This is a genomic window from Methylobacterium sp. J-077, from assembly GCF_022829365.1.
Classification (GTDB): Bacteria; Pseudomonadota; Alphaproteobacteria; order Rhizobiales; family Beijerinckiaceae; genus Methylobacterium.
This window is the reverse complement of record NZ_JAKSYJ010000093.1, coordinates 184,974-203,080: the sequence shown is the minus strand read 5'-3', so window position 1 is coordinate 203,080 and position 18,107 is coordinate 184,974. Positions and strand designations below refer to the sequence as shown.

The following is an 18,107-nucleotide window of genomic DNA, read 5'->3' as shown; positions in this document are numbered from 1 at the left end:
TTGCGCACCGCACGTAGTTTCGGATCGCGCTCGTTCGTCAAAGCTCAGACACGGCGTAACAAGCGCTACGTGAGGTTCAAACCTCCATCCGAGAGCAAGATTTCCCCGGTAAGGTAGTCCGACGCCACCGGCAGTGCGACGGTCTGGGTGTCGGCGAAGATGGGACCGAGGTGATCCCGCAGCAGTAGGTAGGAATTGCCGCGGCGGAACGCGGTTTGAGCGACCCGAGTGGTGTCGTCAGGCACCAGCGGGAGCACGGATTGCGGGCGGAGCGACATAGGAAGCCTCCGGGCGGAACAGCCACCCTACACCCAGGCTACCGCCGCTCGGAATTCGCCAACAGGGTCCGATCGCTTTTCCGACATAAGCCTGACGTTAGTTGGAAAGCCCCACGACGGCCTCTTTTTGTCGGCAAAGCGTGTCGGCTTTTCAAGCATCGGTAAAACGCTCTCGAGACCGGCAACGTCTGGTTTGAGTTATCGCTCGCCAGAAAGCAGACCTGCAGCTTTCGGCCACGACCAGCCGTCCGGCGCGGCACGACTGCTCCTCGAAACCGGACGGCGCAACCGACGCCCCCTCCCCCTGCCGAACAAACTACGCCTTGCCTCGTGCCGCTCGGTGCGCCAGCCGGAGTTCGGCTACCTTTTGCGACTTGCCGAGCGCGCCGCGCGAGTAGCGCTGTGTCGTCGAGGCCTGGCTGTGAGCCGCGGCCGAGCGGATGTGATCGAGATCGGCTCCGGCGTTCTCCGCCTCGGTGATCGCGCCGGCTCGCGCGTCCATGTTCCAGACCTCGTTCGGGATACCAGCCGCCCTCGCCACGATCCGCCACTCACGTCCGTAGGCCGACTCGGCGTACGGGCGTGCGGCATTCTCGTCGATGATCAACGGCCCGTGCCGCTGTTCGACCGGCGCGCGTTCTAGCAGGTCGAGCACCAGCGGGCATAGCTTCAGGTCGTGGGCCGCGAAGGCTCCGGTCTTGGTCGTCGCCTTGCGGATGATCAGGTCGGCCGAGATGTCCTCCCAGCTCAGCCCCCTCCCCCACTCGCGGCCGTTCAGCACGAACGCGTCGGGTACAAAGGCCGAACCCTCGGGGACGGGGGCCCACTCACCGATCACGTCCTTCTGCCGCATAGCGGTCTCGAACTGCAGGGCGGTGCCTAGGGCGAGCGACGGCCGGCCCATCTTGATCGCCTGCGGGATGAAGGCCTCGACGTGGTGCAGCTCCATGACAACCCGACGCCGAGCCGACTGTGGGAAGCGGGCGTGTCTCAGGATGGTGTGGAGCCTCTCGCAACCCGGCAACTCGGCCATGACGCCATAGGAGCAGAGTTCCCGCAGCTTCTTGATGAGGCCCCAGGCCTTGCGCACCCGCTCCGGTCCGCCCGGCCTGGCCGAGCGCTTGGCAACATCGTACCAGCGCTGGACGTCGCCGATCTTGATTGCCGAGATCTGGCGGTTGCCAACGGCCCGATCTAGCTGCCGGAGGACGTAAAAATCTGCGCGCTGGCTGTTGTGCTTCAAGCGACGATAGGGGCTGGCCGGGTCAGTCTGGTAGCGGCGTGACAGGCTGAGGATGGTGCCGTCAAAGGCGGCCTTGTCGCGCCGCTGGCCGGAGAGGTGGGCCAACATCTCAGTCTGAAGCCGTATGCAGGCACCCTCAATCAGCAGACGGTGATCCGGCTCGTCGAGATCGTATGGCAGGCGAACCACAGAGGGGCGAAAGCCGGCCTGTACAGCCTTATGGGTCGCGAACCAGTAGATGCGGTCGGCACCCTTGGGGTTGCGCCGACGCTTCAGGCCGGGCGCGTCGAGATGAGAGGGCATCGAGATCTTCCGAGCCATCAGGCGCGAGTGCCGCGCTAACGGACAGACCATGTCGTGTATGGAAGTAAGCGCGAACCGCCGGCCAGTACCGACCACCCATCAAGGGATCGATGCGTGGCAGTCCGTCACGCTCGAGAACGTAGGCCTTCGCGGCCCATTCCTGCAGTGTTTGGCTGAGCCGCCGGGCGATCTCGGATTCGGACGGAAATAGCCCATCGTCGCGGACGCGTCGGCTTCCACGTGTCATGTATGCCATCTACGGATTGGAGCGGGTTGCTTGACGCACCCGCCCCTCTTGAGGTCCATCGAAGGCGGCCAGGCAGATCGTTTTTGCGCCTCAGCTGCCTAGGTCGTTGATCAGGCCGTTGCGATCATTCGGACTACGCCGCCTCGGCCATGTTGCAGCGCTCGATAAGCAGCTTTTTCAGCTCTAACGCGTCTGCCGCTTTGAGCTTGACGGCCAGCTCGTGCCGGTCGATCGGGGCTTCGCTCATCAGCATATCAGCCGCGTTATGCGCTGCCGTAGCGGACTCGTCTTTTCGCGCGCCATCCCGGGTCCCCCCCTTAAGCTGAAGCACCTGGCCCTCGTGAGGCTGCCTCTCGTCGCTCATCACGACACCTGCCGCGCATTCGCTGCTCTCGTCCGCTATCATCGGATCGCCGGTGCTGTCCGACATTGTCGCGCCATCGTCCGCCGACTCGTCGCTGACTTGAGCGGTATGCGATAGCGATGAGCAAGACCCCACCTCGGTTGTCGAAGCGGGAGCTATCTCGGCAGCCTTTTCCGAAGACGACTCGTCGATCGCGGGGCTCGGAGATCTATTTTTGCACACCGCGTCGAGTTTGCCTTTCAGTTCAGTCAGATCGATCGACCTACCCGCCTGCTTTTCCTGTATGACCCACTCGATGAGCGCCTTCGGCGTCGCCTTCGCCGCGAGGCGGATGAGCAAATTGAGCGGTATGTCGCAGACGCAGTCGCGAATGTCGTAAAAATGCTTAGCGATCCTCATTAAATGCTGGATCATGCGACGAGTAACCTCGGCAGCGTCACAGATCTCGTCAAATTTACCTTTCTTGCCCCGGCACACCTTCTTGATCTCAATCAAAGCCTTCCCAACCTCGATCGCCGTTGCCGTCTCTTTCCGCTGCATGCGCGCTATGATCGCGATGTTACCCAAAATGTTCTCGCGCTTGTCCAGCGGGAAATTTTCGAGGATTTTGTCATACCTCTCGCTACCATCGGTCAGGTTTGCATTCGGCACGTAGGCCGTATCGTCGTTCGACACAGGATCCTCCTCTGCGTGAGCAGTGATCGGTCGCGCGGCACAAAATTGTCGCGGAAATGTATCTATCGCCCGAATAGATCTATGATCTTAAGGCGTCCGAACCTTCACTGATTTGGGAGGTCTAATCAAAAAATATCAAAAATCATCAAGTTTTTCGACATTTAATCAGCCGCGTTGACAACCAATTAAGATCGCGCGTACCGCTATGAGACCATCCGCCATGTCGATATGCCAGAATGTGACTGGGAACCGAGGGAAAGAGTAGTTATGAAGGGATTGGGCCGCACAACGCAGCGTAGGCTTACTACCTCGGAATTCAGGGGCATCTTACGACCGCCGTTGCTCGCAGAAATTTTGACCGCTGCAGAAAAACAAACGGGTAAGTACATTAATTGTGGCTTCAGTGCTGAGCAGGTGGAGCAGCTCGAACAGATTTTTCCGACCATTCCACCGTCAGCATGCCATCGATTAGATAGCCTTGTATATTTCTGGAGGATGGAGCGGGACGACACAGAAAACGACACCTCGCCTGTTGAAGCCCGGAAAAACACTCAGAAACTAAGCCAGGCACTTAAGTCTACCGCAGACTCACTCGACAAATTGCTGGCAAACCGAGTTGCGGAGTCGTATACAACAAATGACTATAACGTTCTTGTGAATGCAGTTTCAGTGATGAGAACGGCAGAGGTGGTTCTAGTCAATCGCTTACAGCAGATTCGGCGCCAGTATGGTAGAGCAGGCCGTCGAAATGAATATGCTGAGATTTTCACTGCGCAAGCTCAACACATTTTAGATATGGACGGTTTGTCACTTATATATTTCGATCAGAATTTTCAAAAATTTAGGCCACGCATCGAATTACTAGAATTCCTATGTGAATGTGCCGCCTTCAGGAAGCTGGAAGATGGAGAGCCCGAAAATCTTAAATACGGCGGGCTGATAGATAAGCTTAAACTTCAGTAATGAAGCACAGACAGATTTCAGTGAACAATATTCCAGGCGATAAAGATTTTCTGATATAGACGGAGTCATCTATCTTTAAGCAAATTTGGGGGGTTGTTATGATGTAAACGATGCTGCTGATTCCGCGCCGCTCCCCCGCGCGCTTCTTGAACCGCACTACACGGAGCAGGTGCGGAGCGATCTTCGCAAAATGTCCGTCCATCAGTCGGAAATGGTCCGTCAGCTCTCAGCGCAGGATCGGTCAAACAGATCACGCCACAGGCGTTAGGGTTGTGAATCAGTGCTAAAGAAAAACGAAATGCGTTTCGTTTTTGGCGTTCGAGCGATCCATCAAGTTGAATCAGTTGGCCAATTTACCACATTTCTCTGCCCAGTCCTCAACTTTAGCTTACGCATAAATCGTAATTACCCACCCCTGTGGTGGCGTGATTTGGGCGCTGACGGTTTTGAGGATGGTGGCGAACGGGCTGGTACCGGTGAGGCGGGCGGTATCGACGACGGTGCGGATGGCGGCCTCGCCCTCGGCAGCCCACATCGCGCGGTAACCGTTAGTCATCTTGCGCTGGATGACGGAGGGACGCAGCAGCCTCTCCGAGACGTTGTTGGTCAGCTCGACCGAGCCGGGGTGGGCGAGGAACACCAGGTGCTAACCGCGGGCCCGGCCGATCTTGGCTTGCAGATCGCGGGTCAGGTCGCAGCGGCTCGATGTGACGAGGATGGCCCCGAGTTGTCGATCCAGGCTCCGGCGCTTGGCGGCGCGTGTCGAGGTGGCCAAGGTGGTGACGCGCTCGGCCAGAGCGAACACGGATTGCAGCCAGAGCCGCAGGCGCCAGGGCACCGAATCGTCGCTCGCCTCGACGACGTAGGCGACGTCGCGGGCGAGATGGGCGAGGCAGGTCTGGTGTTCGGCGGCATGACCCTGCTGGGCGGTGTAGCGATCCGAGATCCACACCACCGGTCGGTGGCCGTCCATCATCTGTCGCACTACGACAGTGCCCCGCGTCGGCGAGGCCGTGTGCACCACCGCGTCGGCCGCGTGGAACACCCAATGGAGGGCGTTGCTGCCCTCGATCCGCACGCCGGTCTCGTCCGAGGCGACCACCGCGGCCCGGCGTAGCGTCGACACGGCCTTCTCGCGACCGGAGCGGAAGCGGCCCTGCGCGCGCTGGAGCAGGTTCATCAGCCCGCCCTGGCTGAGCGTCAGGCCGAACAGATCCGACAAGGCCGCCAGGAGCCGTTCGTACGACAGCGCCTGAAACGTCTAGAGATAGGTCGCCACCGCATGCAGCCGCGGGCCGAACGGGCCGCCATGCGCGGCCTCCGGAACCGGCGCGACCACGCGCGCCCCGCAGGTCGGGCACTGCACGGCCAGCCGTCGATGCTGAGTGACGACCGGCATCACCGCCGGCAGCTCGATCCGCTCGGAGACGTTGACGACCTCGGCAGAAAGATCCTCGTGCAGGGCGCCACCGCAGCACGCGCAGCGGTCGGGACGATGCTCGACGACCGCGTCGGGATCCTCGCTCATCACGCCGTTGTGGCCTTCGTGCCCGGGCTTGGCCTGCTCGCGGCGCTCCTTACGGGCGGTCGACGGTGGCTTCGAGGACGTGCGCGAGATCTTGTCCGGACGTTGCAGCTGCAGCACCACCTCATCCTGAGCCTGTCGAAGGATCGATCAGCTCCTCGCGGCTCAACCGCTCAAGATCGCTGCGCCCCATCCCACGAAGGAATCAGCGAAATCCAAACTCTGCAATAGGGGAACACCCGCACTATGCCAGCCGCAGTCGCCGGATACCCCCTGTGTAATTACCCGCCCATAGGCGTCCTTTAGATATAATACTATCAAACTTTGACCATTATTTGTGGTTTCTATCGTTGCAAATCAGGCGTCAACACAGATAAAGATTTTTTTGTCAGCGATGAGAAACGGATTTCTTGCTGTTTCGAAAATAAAAACGACACATTCTGAAATGTGAACGGTTTCAGCAATATTCATCCGCGTCAATCGTACGGCAGATGAAATACGGAGAATTATGATATCATGAACCAAGACGAGATCTCCGACATTGAAAAAATCCCGAAAACGCGGCCCATTGGGTCTGAAACAACGATCGACCTCCCCGAACTCAATTTGGATTCCTGCATAGGTCTGCTTGCACAGGCGATCAAGGATAGAGCGGAGGTCGGCTGGTCAGTCGGATCTGTGACGCTCACGCCAACAGCCGCGTCTAGGGACAGAAGACGGATTCCGGACGTGGTCCGTGATCCCGTGTTGAAGGTCCATTTTCGTCTCAGCATCTTCGCGAATCGCGGGCCCCACCCAGCCAACAGGAAAAGGAGGAACGTCTTACCGCTGCTTATCGGCGCAGCCGATCTCCCGAACGCGTCGGAGAATCCGGACGAGGTCAACTCCGATCCGGGAGAAGGTCTGCGCTACCGCGGGTTGCTCGCGATGCCCCCAGGCCCGCTAGGCAATCTGCCGATGCGGCAGCACGTGATGAGGCTGGACGAGTTCATTCGTGAAGGCACCGGCGTCGAGCGGGTCGATTTCGAGGCTGTCGATCCGACGACGATCTCGGACGCGATGTGGAGCTGCTTCGAAACGGTCTGCCGGGGCTCTCTCAAATTCGAAGAGGCGCTCGTCGCTCTGCCCAGAGCATGGCGTGCACCGGTCAGCTGACGAGCCGCACAGTCAAACTTGGCGCCTATATACGCCGATGCTTTACCTTTGGGCACCCAAACTGAGGGGGTCCTAACCAGTAATACGTCGATAATAATTCTCGAACGGGACATTGATATGAACGATGTCGACAAATCAAAAACGATCGACGATGATATCGAAGATCTTAGCCAGACAGGTACGTACCTCGATGAGTATGATCCGCGAGCTCGATCGATGATCGAAAAATACGGCTACGGGGATACTTCGATCTCAGCCAAAGACGCAATCAATCGACTGATCCAGTCGTTCGTTCTCTGCGCCGAAAGCGGCGAGAAACAGATCGAGTTAGAGATCTCTGAAGCCAAGACGATGTTCAGGAATCTATTCTGGAGCCGAGATCTCGACTTCGACTAGTAGCCCTTGCGCCCGCCATACCGTGAGGTTTGGCGGGCCGCAACAACGATCCATCACGCGATCTCGGCCTCAGACCGCAAAAGGTCTGAGGCCGAGATCGCTTGGCGGGTCAGCCAAGCACCGATCAAACGAGCCACCAAGAATTCTTAGCTTCAGCTCAGTGTAGTAACGCACGGGCGCGGTGCATGGTCTTATCTCGACGCCTGCGTTGGTCCGCGTGAGGCAGGTGACAATCATATACTAATTATCTTCCGCTAGAGCAAAAATTTGCCAGAGCTTTGATGCCTTCAGCGTTTTACCCCGATACACGGCGTATTTGCCCCTATAATCGTCGAAAACCCAAAAATTACCCCTCGCTGCTTGGGATTAACTATGACCACCACTGTGAAGCGACTTGATGTCGCCTTCAATCCACTCCTCATCGACAAAAATATCGCCGGCGACGCGGGATTGTTCTCGCACGGGTTTGAGAACGTGTCGGTCACTCCCGGTGAGTTCGCTGAGCGGATTAGGCGCGGTCAAGGGTATTGCGCTCAGCTAAAGGGAGCCCGGAATGAAGCCAATTTCCTGGCCACCAACGTCGCCTCGGTCGACATCGATCACGGCCTTACGATCGAGGACGCGCACGACAGCCCCCTCATCCAGCAGCACGGGCTGCTATTCTACACGACGGTGCGGCATACACAGGATCATCATCGTATCCGCGTGCTCTTCGAGTTGGGCGTGACCATCACGGACTCGCGCGTGATGAGAAGGATCAACCGCGGCCTCGCGCGACGTCTTGGTGGCGACATGGCGGCCACAGACCCCGCCCGGCTCTTTTACGGCCACCGCGGAGCCCAAGTGTGCCACGTCGGCGGCACGATCGGTCCGGAGCTCATGAAGGAGCTGATCGCCGACGCGAACCTGCCCCTCGACACCGACCTGTCCGCCACGGAGATCATCAGCCGGCGATCCATGGTGGCGCTGCGCCTCAATCAGGAGCTACAGCTAAAGGACGGGCGGCAGATGCCGTTGTGTGACGTGCTGCCGAAGACCTCAGTACATTGCCCCGTACACCCGGACGAGACCGCAAGCGCCTTCATCATTCAGAACCGCGACGGCGTGAACGGCGTGTACTGCTCGACCTGCGCGAAGAGCTACTGGCCTAAGATCCTGCGTAGTGACGACTACGATCCCGACGCGTTCGTCAACACGGCCCGTGCCATCGCGGGTGCCGCCGCGGCTCAGTCGATCCCGAATGCTCAGCCGGACGGCCGCGCGGCCACCCAGGGGCCGTTCGCTGGTTGCCGGGTCCGCATCGTCCGCGGCCAGGCGGCGCCCGCCGTCTTGCAGCCCGGCATCACGTTCGTGCGCAGCGACAAGGGCACCGGCAAGACCGAGGCCCTCAAGAGGCTGAGCAAGGACGTGAAGACGGTGCTGCTCGTCGGCCATCGGCGCTCGCTAATCCGAGGCAGCTGCGGGCGGCTGATTTTGCACTGCTATCTCGACAAGACCAAGCAATCCGGCACAGCAAACGGGCCCACGACCTCCCTGCGTCCCTTCCTGAAGGCCGACGATGAGGACTAGGCCAAGAAAGCCCGCAAAGACGAGGCCTCACCAAAAGCGCCGGAAAACGCCCAAACGATTCGGTATCTGCGCCGACAGCCTGCATCTGCTCCAGGCTAACGAGCCCTTCGAGATGGTCCTCATCGACGAGGCGGAGCAGTTCCTCAGCCACTTTTTCTCCGACACCATGGTCGGCCGCGGTAAGCAGGATCGACACTTCAAAATCCTGCGTGAGTTCGTGCGAACGGCGAAGTACGTCGTCGCACTCGATGCCGATTTGGCCTATCGCACCACAAATACGTTGGCCCGCATGGTCAGCGTTCCGGACGCGGACGGCGTACTGCGTCCGAGCAAGCCTAGCTATCTATGGATCAACGAGACGCCCTCGCCTGACCGCAAGTTGATCGAGCTCTACGAGAGCAAGGAACATCTAGCCGAGGACCTGCTGCAGGCGATCGCCGACGGCAAGCGCTGCTTCGTCCCCGCCAACTCAAAGAACCTGGTCGTCAAGCTCGACGCGATCATCCGTGAACGGTTCGGCGAGACCAGACGGGTGATCATGATCACGAGCGACACCAGCGGGAGGCCGGAGGCGCAGGATTTCATCGAAAACGCCGCCGCGCGCGCCCTCACCTACGATGTCATTCTGTGCTCGCCCTCGCTCGGCACGGGGGTGGACATCACGTTTCCGGACAACGCCCAACGCGTGGACCTGGTGGTCGGCTTCTGCGAGCCGGAGATCAACACGCATCTCGACTTCGACCAGCAGCTCGCGCGCGTCCGGAACCCCGGTACGATCAAGGTCTGGATCACGTCCCGGCGTTCCAACTACGAGACGCACCTCGACGTAGTCCGGCACGACATCTTGCGGGCCGGGCTTTACAAAGACCTGCTCGACGGCTTCGACGACGACGGCAAACCACGCTTCCTCGAGGATGATCCGCTGATCGAACTGGCGGCCCTGGTCAAGTCGGACGAGCGGATCTCCAAGAACAACCTGCGGGGCAACTACATCCGCTACAAGGAGGCCCAGGGCTGCACCTTCGTCCATGTCAGCAGGGATCCCGAGAGGAGCTTCGGTGGTCACATCGCCCTGAAGCTTGGGGCAGGGCTGGCCGAGGAGGAGCGCGTGGCCAAGATCCTGGCGGCGCCCGTCCTGACGAAGGTTGAAACAGAGAACGTTCGACGGCAGATCGACGCCGGCGCGGTCGTGAGCGAGGCGCTTCAGTGGTCCTACGAGGCCACGAACTTCAAGCTCTTCTACCGCGCCGAGGCGACACCGGAGCTGATCCGGCTCGATCGTGACGGCCGGCTTAGGCAGCAGGTCCGCTTGTTCGAGAAGATCGCCCGCCTGCCGCCGGAGGCCATGCCGGCGGACAGGAGCGCACCGTTGCACAGAGACCTGAGCTTCGTCGGCGACACCGAGCAGGACCTCGCGCCGGCCCTCGTGCGGATCCTCCGCCTGATCCCGCTCTGGCGCGAGCATCCGCACACCCGGATCCCCCACCCCGAGGGGCAAGCGGAGATCGAGCGTGGCCGCCTCATTCCGCCGATCGACGCTTGGCTGCAGACGCAGGACGGTCGTGTGGCTGGATCGTTCGATCCGGAGGCGGTGATCGAGACCGCCAACCTGCAGGCCTTCGCACAGTTCATGCTCGACAACAGGAAACCGCTGGAGAACCTGTTCGGTTTCGAGATCCGCTCCGACCTCCGGAGGAAGCCTATGCAGCAGCTTGGGCAGGTGCTCAGGCTCGTGGGGCTCGCCCTCACGTTGATCGACACGCGGAAGGTCGCGGGCCGCAAAATCCGCAGCTATCGCCTTGAGGCCTCCGCATTCGCGACTATGACCGAGATCATGGCCCGCCGCGAGCGGATGAGGGGGTGGGCCTTCCTGGTCGACTATTACGGGTCACACATCGACCCGTCGGACCAGGACGACTTCAGCGACACCGAGGCGCAAATCGAGCGTGCGAGGGAGTTCCTGCGGGGGACAACTGGGACATTTCAAGAAGAAGTATAGGATCGTCTATAATGAAACGCCCCGTTGTCCCCTCAGCAGAAGGTCGGTTGGGTCCCGGGACAACCGGGCGCATCACAAGAGGAGGGATGATACAATCTCCAATAAAACGCTTCGTTGTCCCCACCGGTGGCTGAGAGTCGGGGACAACCCGGATCATTACAAAAGGGGGAGATAGACGGTCTCTATAAAAAGCACCGGGTTGTCCCCCGCTACGGGGGAGACTGGTCCGAATTGGAAGCGCCCACCGTGTTCGACGCTCCCGGCGGAGGTCTTGAGGACCTCGTACGTCGAGGCATCGACCGACGACCTCGATAGTCAGCGCCCATCTTCTCTATCCCGAGTGCGACACTCCCAGGTCGCACCCGATGATCATTCGGTCCTCATCCTCCACAGCGTGATTGGGTTCCGCGCGACCCCATGATCTCATCGAGCAGGTTTCGTACGCACGTGCAGCATCCTTCGTTGGCCGCGACGCGAGAAGATCCGCCATCCTCGGTGCACCGACCTAAGGTCGGTCTGCCTCGGTCCCATACCGTCGCCCGGGACCGAGACAGAGGATAATTGGATAAATAGCTCACCGGCCCTCTGCCTTGGGTCGTGAGGGATCGAGGACGACGTGAAGATCCAGCTTCGGACACGCAAGAAACGGCGCGAGCCGGTGTTGCGGGCGCTGACCTTCAAGGACCTGCATGCCTGCGACAGACGCAAGGGATCGGCGGCAGCCCAGGTCTCTCCGGTCGTTACCGTTCCCCACACGGCAGGACAGGGCATCGACGCGGCCGCTTCACAGCACGGTCGGGACGTTGTGATGAACCATGTCCTGGTCTGAGCGCAGTTTAGCTCGCGGTAAGACCCTGCCGGCACATCCCGGCATCCGGAAAGAACCAAGCCGGGACCGGCGCGCACGCGGACCAGCCTTTCGACAGCATCGCCGCCGTGCTCGAGAACACGGGCAACTACCGCGTGCTGGGTCCGCTCGAGCCGCTGGTCGATTGCGCAGAACCACCAGACAAGCCGACCTTCATTGGCCTCGCCGTGGACGTCGAGACGACCGGAACCGACTTCGCCGCGGACGAGGTGATCGAGTTCGGCATGCTCAAGTTCGAGTATGGAGCCAGTGGTCGCATCTACCGTCTCCTCGACACCTTCAACCAACTGCATCAGCCCAGTCGCCCGATCCCGCCGGAGATCAGCCGGTTGACCGGCATCACCAATGCCGACGTGTCCGGCCATCGGATCGACGAAGCGGCCGCTCAGGCCATGGCTGCGGACGCCGCTGTAGTGATCGCGCACAACGCCAGCTTCGATCGGCAAATGTGCGAGTCTCGATGGTCGATCTTCCGCGAGAAGAAATGGGCCTGCCCTCTCAACCAAATTCCCTGGCGGGCAGAGGGCACGAGGGCCTAAAGCTCGGTTATCTGCTGACCGACCTCGGCTTCTTCCACCGTGGCCATCGCGCCGTTGATGACTGTCACGCTCTGCTTCGGCTTCTCGCCAGCCCACTGCGCAGCTCCGGACAATTGGCGATGAGCGCGCTACTCGCAACCGCGCGGCGCCCCACCGTGAGGCTGTGGGCAGAGGACTCGCCTTTCGAGACGAAGGAGGTCCTGAAGGCACGCAGCTACCGTTGGAGCCAGCGTCGGCGGAACTGGTACGCGGACCTTGATGTGGCGCAGATCGAGATCGAACGCACCTTTCTCAGTGAGAAGGTGATCGGTCGCCCTGTCCCCAACCTTCCGTCAGACAAATTCGCCGCAAATGATCGGTTCTCGGCGAGGGCGAATCCAGAGCTCTGATCTCCGTTGCGTTTGAGGTGCCGCTCGCCTTTGGGTTTGGCAACCAGATCCAGCTCAAGTACTGGATTTGCATCAAACTTTCGCATCACAATTTTGAAGACACGATCCTGAATCGGGGACCAGAAACGTACCTTCGTGTGCGTGACGCGATTTGGGTCTTCCCGCTGCTTAACCTCGATCGCCAGCGGCAACCGCGTCTCCGCGCCGATGAAGAGAGCATCGGGATAAATAGAAGCACGGGTCCCATGATCCGGTTCATCATGCACATACCAACCGGGTCCGATCCCCGGGGCTTGTGGCGGCTCCAGTCAGTCCACCGTCTCGTCGGCCTATCCAAGAGGTCGGGGTGTCTGGCCATATCATCGTTGAGAAGGTCCGATTGGACCAAGACGCTGGCAGAAGACCAGCACGTCGCCTTCGAGTTCCCCGATCAGCCGAGGGCAGCCGCCGCCGTATCGACCGTGTAGGTCGAGTGAACGAGCACGTAACAGGGCAAAACGTACGGCCTGTCCTGACCGAAAGGTGTGCTGATCGCGTGTATCTTGCCGGGACGCCACGCAGGTCCTGAGGGTACAGCTCTCCCCTGGTAGGGTGAACTGTACCCTCCGAACACCCGGCAGATCTTCGTTCAAGATGACAAACCAGAGACGGCGAAGCATCGGCCGAGCGCAGCGAGGTCGATCAATGATTCGGAATGACCACGCATTCTCTTCCAGGTCTACTTCGTCATGGATCGAGATTGATCTTGCTGTGGGTCGCTTCGCTCTACACAGGCTCGCTTCGCTCGCAGATCTCCTTCAATTACGAGATCGAAGGATGATCCTGGATCGCGATCGCATCCTCACTTGTTCCGCGTGATCGAATCGCTTCTTTTGATCACTCCAGGAGTGACTGCCCTCGAGGAAGAACCTCACGCTATTACGACGCTTCAGAACAGAGAATTTAGGCAAGCCTAATCATTCCACTTCGCTGACATTATGATTAACGCAACCCGCCTGCCTTGACCGAAGAGAACGTCGCCGATTCGCAGCAGCCAATACCACTCGCGTTGAAAGTAGTGCAGCAAGGCCGGAAGAAGCTCACCTGCTGCTCCTGCGGAGCGTTCCAGCAGGCCCCTCCCCCATTCGACGTCCTGCCGTGGGGTTTCACCGTTTTGAACCTGTTGGACTTGGCAATTTCCGAGATCACGGCAGCACCAGCCCCGGAAGCAACAGGCGGAGTGATACGTCTGTCACGGCGAACCGGAATCCTTTCCGAGCCGCAGGCACGCGTGGCCGGTTCTCGTCTACATGCCGACGACACGTTGGCGCGGATCCCGCCCGAGGGTAAGACGACCTCCAAGTGGCCGTACAGGTCCGGTACTGGCCGAAAGCGGCCGGTCCGCTTTGGAGGGGGCTTGCTGGAAAAACGGACAGCGTCTTACCCGATCCAATCCGCTCATTCCGTCGAGGACGCGAATTTGCCGAAAGCTGTCGGGCGGCATTGTGGGCGAACGTGCCCAGTACCACGGCTGGGCTTTGTCCTCGCCCGGATTCGGAAAGCTCGATCTGGATGAGGCCTGGGAGGCAGGTGATTCCAAATAACCCTGTCAACGAACCTGACACCGCCTCCTGCCCCTCCCCACGGGAAAGGGGCCGGCACCCGGCCTTGCGACAGTGTGTTTCAAGGCCAATCAAACATTGTCTTGTGAATACTTAAGCTCTGCTCAAGACATGGGTGACGAAGCGGGCGATGACGTCGGCAGTTTCTGCCAACGCTTCTCGATGTGGGTGATGCCCAACATTCGGCATCTCACAAATATTCAGCAGACCGGCGGGGCAAAGTCTGCGAGCGGCAGCAATCTGAGCCTTAGTTCCGTAAGCATCCTTCGTCCCCTGGATGATGACTGCCGGGACGGTCCATCGCGTGAGGGCTGTCTCGATTGTCCATCCGCGCCGAGCCGGATCCAACCAAGCGTCGTTCCAGCCGCGAAAGGCTCCCTCGACATCGGTATGCCGACGGCCGAGACGGACCTTCAGATCGCCCTTGTCATAGGCGTCCCGGGCCCGTCGGGCCCCGGCCAGCGTTGCCTCCTCGACGAAGAAATGGGGCGCGATAAGGACGCCGCCCCGCACGCGGGTGTCGCCCTCCGCCAACGCGAGGGCCGCGATCGAGGCGCCATCGGAATGGCCGATCAGCAGGCCGCTTCGCAGTCCCGCGAGGTCGAAGACCTGGGGAAGTATGGTGCAGGCTTCCTGTTCGAGAAAGTCGGCCCGGCGGGGCAGAGGCACTGGACTCGAGGCCCCATAACCCTGCCGCGAGAAAGCCAGGACACCGCATCCGGTCTTCTCGACCAGAATTTCCGGCAGCAAGCCCCACTGCGTGGCAGAACCGAGACCCTCATGAAGCAACACCAGCGTCGGCGCCAAGTCCGGCTGCGGACCGACGAAACGGTATTCCAGCCGTAGGTCGGCCACCGCAAAGGTGCCGAACGTGTCGAGAGGGATCATCCCATCTCCACCATCATCCTCTCCGCGATCTTTTCCGCAATCATCAAGGTCGGGACGTTCGTGTTTGCGCTAGGAAGGCGGGGCATCACCGATGCGTCGGCGACGGACAGGTTCTCGGTTCCGATGACGCGCCCCCCCGGATCGACCACCGCGCCGGGATCGTCGGCCCGGCCCATGCGGCACGTACCGCTCGCATGCCAGACCCCGAAGACGTTGTCCCGGACAAAGTCGTCGAGAGCGCCATCGTCCTGGAGCACTGTCGCCCAAGCGTGGCCGCCTAAGACGGCGCGCAGCAGCGGGGCGCGCAGCATGGCCGGTGCATCGAACACGGGGGCGAGGAGGCCGGTGAGCCGCCGGTTGCGAGGGGAGACGGCGCTCAGCCGGCGGATCAGCGGCGAATAGTTCGCGGGGAATAGGTCGTCTGAGCGGGGGTTCAGCGTGGGCGAGACCACGAGGTCGCGGAGCAGCCGAATCCCCGAGGCGAGGCGTTCGAGATCGCGGCGATCCGAGAGCAGGCCGAGGTCGATGTCGGGCGGGCCGGACGGGTTCGCCGGATCGAGACGCAGGCGCCCGACCGAGTGCGGCTGGTTCACCCAGAGGAAGTAGAGCGCGAGGCGTCCGCCGAGGGCGTGCCAGCCGGCACGGGCGGAGGCGGTGAGATACATATCGGAGGCGCAGCCTCCGGGATGGCAGGACGTATAGCGCAGGGCCAGCAAGCTCGCGCGCCGGAAGGTCTCGGGCAGCCGGAGCGAGCGGGGAAGGACCTGGGCCATCGTCAAAGCGGGATGGTCCCGCAGGTTCTCGCCGACGCCCGAACGATCCAGCCGGACGGGTATCCCGCAGGCGGAGAGCGCATCGCCCGGGCCGATCCCGGCACGCAGGAGGAGCACCGGCGATCGAAGAGCGCCGGCGCACAGGACTACGGAGGCGGCGCTCACTTGCTGCTCGGATCCGTCGCCCCGCCGCAGCACGGCCCCGGTCGCGAGGCGCCCGTCCATCACCAGCGAACGGACCTCGAGGCCGGCGGCGATGGTGAGATTCGGCCGGGCCCGCGTCCCCACGTCCAGATACGCGGCGGCGGCCGAGACCCGCGCGTCGTCCCGGTTGGAGAAGGCCGGCGGGAAGATCCCGTCCTCGAATTCGCCGTTCTGATCGACGCGCCGGGGCAGCCCCGTCGCATCGAAGGCGCGGGCGACCGCATGGGCGAAGGGGGGCCATGCGGGCTCCAGGATGCGCCGGATCGGGAGCGGCCCATCATGGCCGTGCAGCGGACCGCCGCAATCGAGGTCGGTCTCGAGCCTGCGGAAATACGGCAGCACGTCGTCCCAGGCCCAGCCCTCGGCGCCGAGCGCGGCCCAGGCCTCGTAATCGCGGGGCAGCCCGCGGTTGGCCGCCTGGACGTTGATGCTGGACGAGCCGCCCATCACCCGGCCCTGCTCGTAGGCCCGCCGCCGCGTGCGACCGCGGGAGTCGCGGGTGACCGCCGCGTCGAGCCCCGGCCAGATGTAGGTGTCGCCATGGAACAGCGGCATCGGATAGCTGTCGAGGATCTCCGCCGGCACCCGGCCCGGCGGTGTATCGATGCCGGCTTCGACGAGGAGCACCCGGCGCCGCGGGTCGGCGGAGAGCCGGTGGGCCATCACGCAGCCGGCAGAGCCCCCGCCGACGATCAACACGTCGACCGTTTCGGGCAAGGCGTTCACGGGATCAGCCGATCGCCGCGCGCCAGTCGGCGCCGGACGCGAGCACCGCGTCGAGATCGACCTCGGCCTCGCCGGGAACACGGATGCGCTTGAATTTCATGGGGGGCGCGTCGAGCGGAACGGTCGCGTCGAGACCCATCTTCGCGCCGACCCCCTCGCGGCCCGAGGGATCGAGCTTCGAGCCCTGGGCGTGAGGGATGACGACGAGGTCTCGGTCCGCCTGGAACCGCGTCGAGACCGCCCATTCGACTTCTTGTGGGGCGTGGATGTCGACATCCGTATCGACCACGACGGCGTGCTTGATGTCGTAGTGGGCGGCGAAGGCCCCGAGCAGCACGTTCTTGGCCTCGCCCTCCTGCGTCTTCCGCAGGCGGACGTAGAGGTGGTAACGGCCGACTCCCCCCAGGGACAGATGCACGTCCTCGACACCGGGGAAGCTGCGCTGGAGCGTCGCGAGGATCGTGGCCTCGCGGGGAATCGCCCCCAGCAACAGATGCTCCAGACCGCCCCCGACGATCATGTGGAAGATCGGGGCGCGCCGGTGCGTCACCGCATCGACCCGCATGACGTGCCGCTTGGCCCGCTCCCCGTAATATTGCGGGAACTCCCCGAACGGCCCTTCGGGCTCGCGGATTTCGGGCAGGAGGCGGCCCTCGATCACGATCTCTGCGTTCGCCGGAACGCGCACGCCGTTCGTCAGGCACTTGACCACGTCGAGGGGTTGGCCGGTGAGCGCCCCGGCGATCTCCAACTCGTCGTGGCCGAGGGGCACGATGGCCTGGGATGCGAGGAGGCAGGCGGGATCGACGCCGACCACGAGGGCGACTTCGAGGCCCCGGCCCTGGGCCTCGGCCTTGCGGTAGAAATTGTCGGTATGCCGGGGCAGGACCAGCACGCCGATCCTGTCCGGACCGCTGATCTGGCAGCGCAGGATGGCGACGTTCTGCAGGCCGGTCTCTGGGTCCCGGGAGATCATCAGGCCCGCCGAGATGTAGGGGCCGCTGTCGTGCTCGTTCAAAGTCGGCACCGGCAGGAGCTTCAGGATGTCGAGTCCCTCCCGGTGGACGACCTCCTGCGCGGGGGCGGAGTTGCGTTCGTGCCAGGGGAGCGGCTGGGCGGCGGCCTGCTGGAAATGGGCGACGAGGCGATCCTGCGTGGTGCCGAGGGCTTCCGCCATCCAGGCCCGGCTCGACACGAGGCCCGAGACGATGGTGCCCGGATGCCCCCCGGGCTGCGGAAACAGGCTGGCCTGCCGGCCGTCGAGGCGGTTCGCCACCGCTGCCGCCTCGTGGCGCAAGCCGATTCCGGGCCGCGCGATGGCGAGGCGCCCATCCCCGGACAGCCGATCGAGCCAGTCGCGGAGGGAACGAACGGGAGTGGGCGCGTTCATGCTGTCCTCACG

At 62.0% G+C, this 18,107-nt stretch carries 13 protein-coding genes and 1 pseudogene; 8 read left to right on the top strand and 6 right to left on the bottom strand.

Features of this window, described 5'->3' with window-relative positions; translation table 11 throughout:
* Positions 1–594: 594 nt before the first annotated feature.
* Together MKL11_RS07630 and MKL11_RS07620 are read right to left on the bottom strand one after the other, a co-directional pair.
* Positions 595–1,920 (bottom strand): integrase, encoded by a 1,326-nt coding sequence (locus MKL11_RS07630; RefSeq protein WP_313900737.1) that lies wholly within the window; start codon positions 1,918–1,920, stop codon positions 595–597.
* Between the two features lie 284 nt (positions 1,921–2,204).
* Positions 2,205–3,110: a hypothetical protein gene (locus MKL11_RS07620; protein WP_243941825.1), complete on the bottom strand. Its 906-nt coding sequence runs from the start codon at positions 3,108–3,110 to the stop codon at positions 2,205–2,207.
* 339 nt (positions 3,111–3,449) lie between these two features.
* Between MKL11_RS07620 and MKL11_RS07615 the strand changes: the two genes are divergently transcribed.
* Positions 3,450–4,073, top strand: a complete 624-nt coding sequence (locus MKL11_RS07615; protein WP_243941823.1) for a hypothetical protein — start codon at positions 3,450–3,452, stop codon at positions 4,071–4,073.
* Positions 4,074–4,461: 388 nt separating this feature from the next.
* Here the strand turns inward: MKL11_RS07615 and tnpC are convergent.
* A pseudogene (tnpC, locus tag MKL11_RS07610) lies at positions 4,462–5,791 on the bottom strand (IS66 family transposase).
* 323 nt (positions 5,792–6,114) lie between these two features.
* Between tnpC and MKL11_RS07605 the strand changes: the two are divergent.
* From MKL11_RS07605 to MKL11_RS07575, 7 genes are all read left to right on the top strand, one after another.
* The gene (locus tag MKL11_RS07605) at positions 6,115–6,753 is read left to right on the top strand and encodes a hypothetical protein (RefSeq protein ID WP_243941821.1); all 639 of its coding nucleotides are present in this window, start codon (positions 6,115–6,117) and stop codon (positions 6,751–6,753) included.
* A 117-nt stretch (positions 6,754–6,870) separates the two neighbouring features.
* Positions 6,871–7,149, top strand: coding sequence for a hypothetical protein (locus tag MKL11_RS07600; RefSeq protein WP_243941819.1), 279 nt, complete (start codon positions 6,871–6,873; stop codon positions 7,147–7,149).
* Positions 7,150–7,521: 372 nt separating this feature from the next.
* Positions 7,522–8,718 carry a hypothetical protein gene (locus MKL11_RS07595; RefSeq protein WP_243941817.1) on the top strand — a complete coding sequence of 399 codons (1,197 nt, stop codon included), beginning with the start codon at positions 7,522–7,524 and terminating at the stop codon, positions 8,716–8,718.
* Positions 8,708–10,717: a plasmid replication protein, CyRepA1 family gene (locus MKL11_RS07590; protein WP_313900736.1), complete on the top strand. Its 2,010-nt coding sequence runs from the start codon at positions 8,708–8,710 to the stop codon at positions 10,715–10,717. Before MKL11_RS07595 ends, MKL11_RS07590 begins: the two co-directional genes overlap by 11 nt.
* Before the next feature lie 616 nt (positions 10,718–11,333).
* Positions 11,334–11,546, top strand: coding sequence for a hypothetical protein (locus MKL11_RS07585; protein ID WP_243941814.1), 213 nt, complete (start codon positions 11,334–11,336; stop codon positions 11,544–11,546).
* A 107-nt stretch (positions 11,547–11,653) separates the two neighbouring features.
* A complete protein-coding gene (locus MKL11_RS07580; protein WP_243941812.1) occupies positions 11,654–12,124 on the top strand; it encodes an exonuclease domain-containing protein in 471 nt (156 codons plus the stop codon).
* Positions 12,046–12,513 carry a hypothetical protein gene (locus tag MKL11_RS07575; protein WP_243941866.1) on the top strand — a complete coding sequence of 156 codons (468 nt, stop codon included), beginning with the start codon at positions 12,046–12,048 and terminating at the stop codon, positions 12,511–12,513. The genes MKL11_RS07580 and MKL11_RS07575 overlap by 79 nt, the downstream gene beginning before the upstream one ends.
* 1,694 nt (positions 12,514–14,207) lie before the next feature.
* Here the strand turns inward: MKL11_RS07575 and MKL11_RS07570 are convergent.
* Genes MKL11_RS07570 through MKL11_RS07560 form a run of 3 tightly spaced genes read right to left on the bottom strand, consistent with a single transcriptional unit; the run spans position 14,208 to position 18,095 of the window.
* Entirely contained in the window at positions 14,208–15,002 is a 795-nt protein-coding gene (locus MKL11_RS07570) for an alpha/beta fold hydrolase (protein ID WP_243941811.1), read from the bottom strand.
* The gene (locus tag MKL11_RS07565; RefSeq protein ID WP_243941809.1) at positions 14,999–16,705 is read right to left on the bottom strand and encodes a GMC family oxidoreductase; all 1,707 of its coding nucleotides are present in this window, start codon (positions 16,703–16,705) and stop codon (positions 14,999–15,001) included. The genes MKL11_RS07570 and MKL11_RS07565 overlap by 4 nt, the downstream gene beginning before the upstream one ends.
* A gap of 4 nt (positions 16,706–16,709) precedes the next feature.
* Positions 16,710–18,095, bottom strand: coding sequence for a UbiD family decarboxylase (locus MKL11_RS07560; RefSeq protein WP_243941807.1), 1,386 nt, complete (start codon positions 18,093–18,095; stop codon positions 16,710–16,712).
* Positions 18,096–18,107 lie beyond the last annotated feature (12 nt).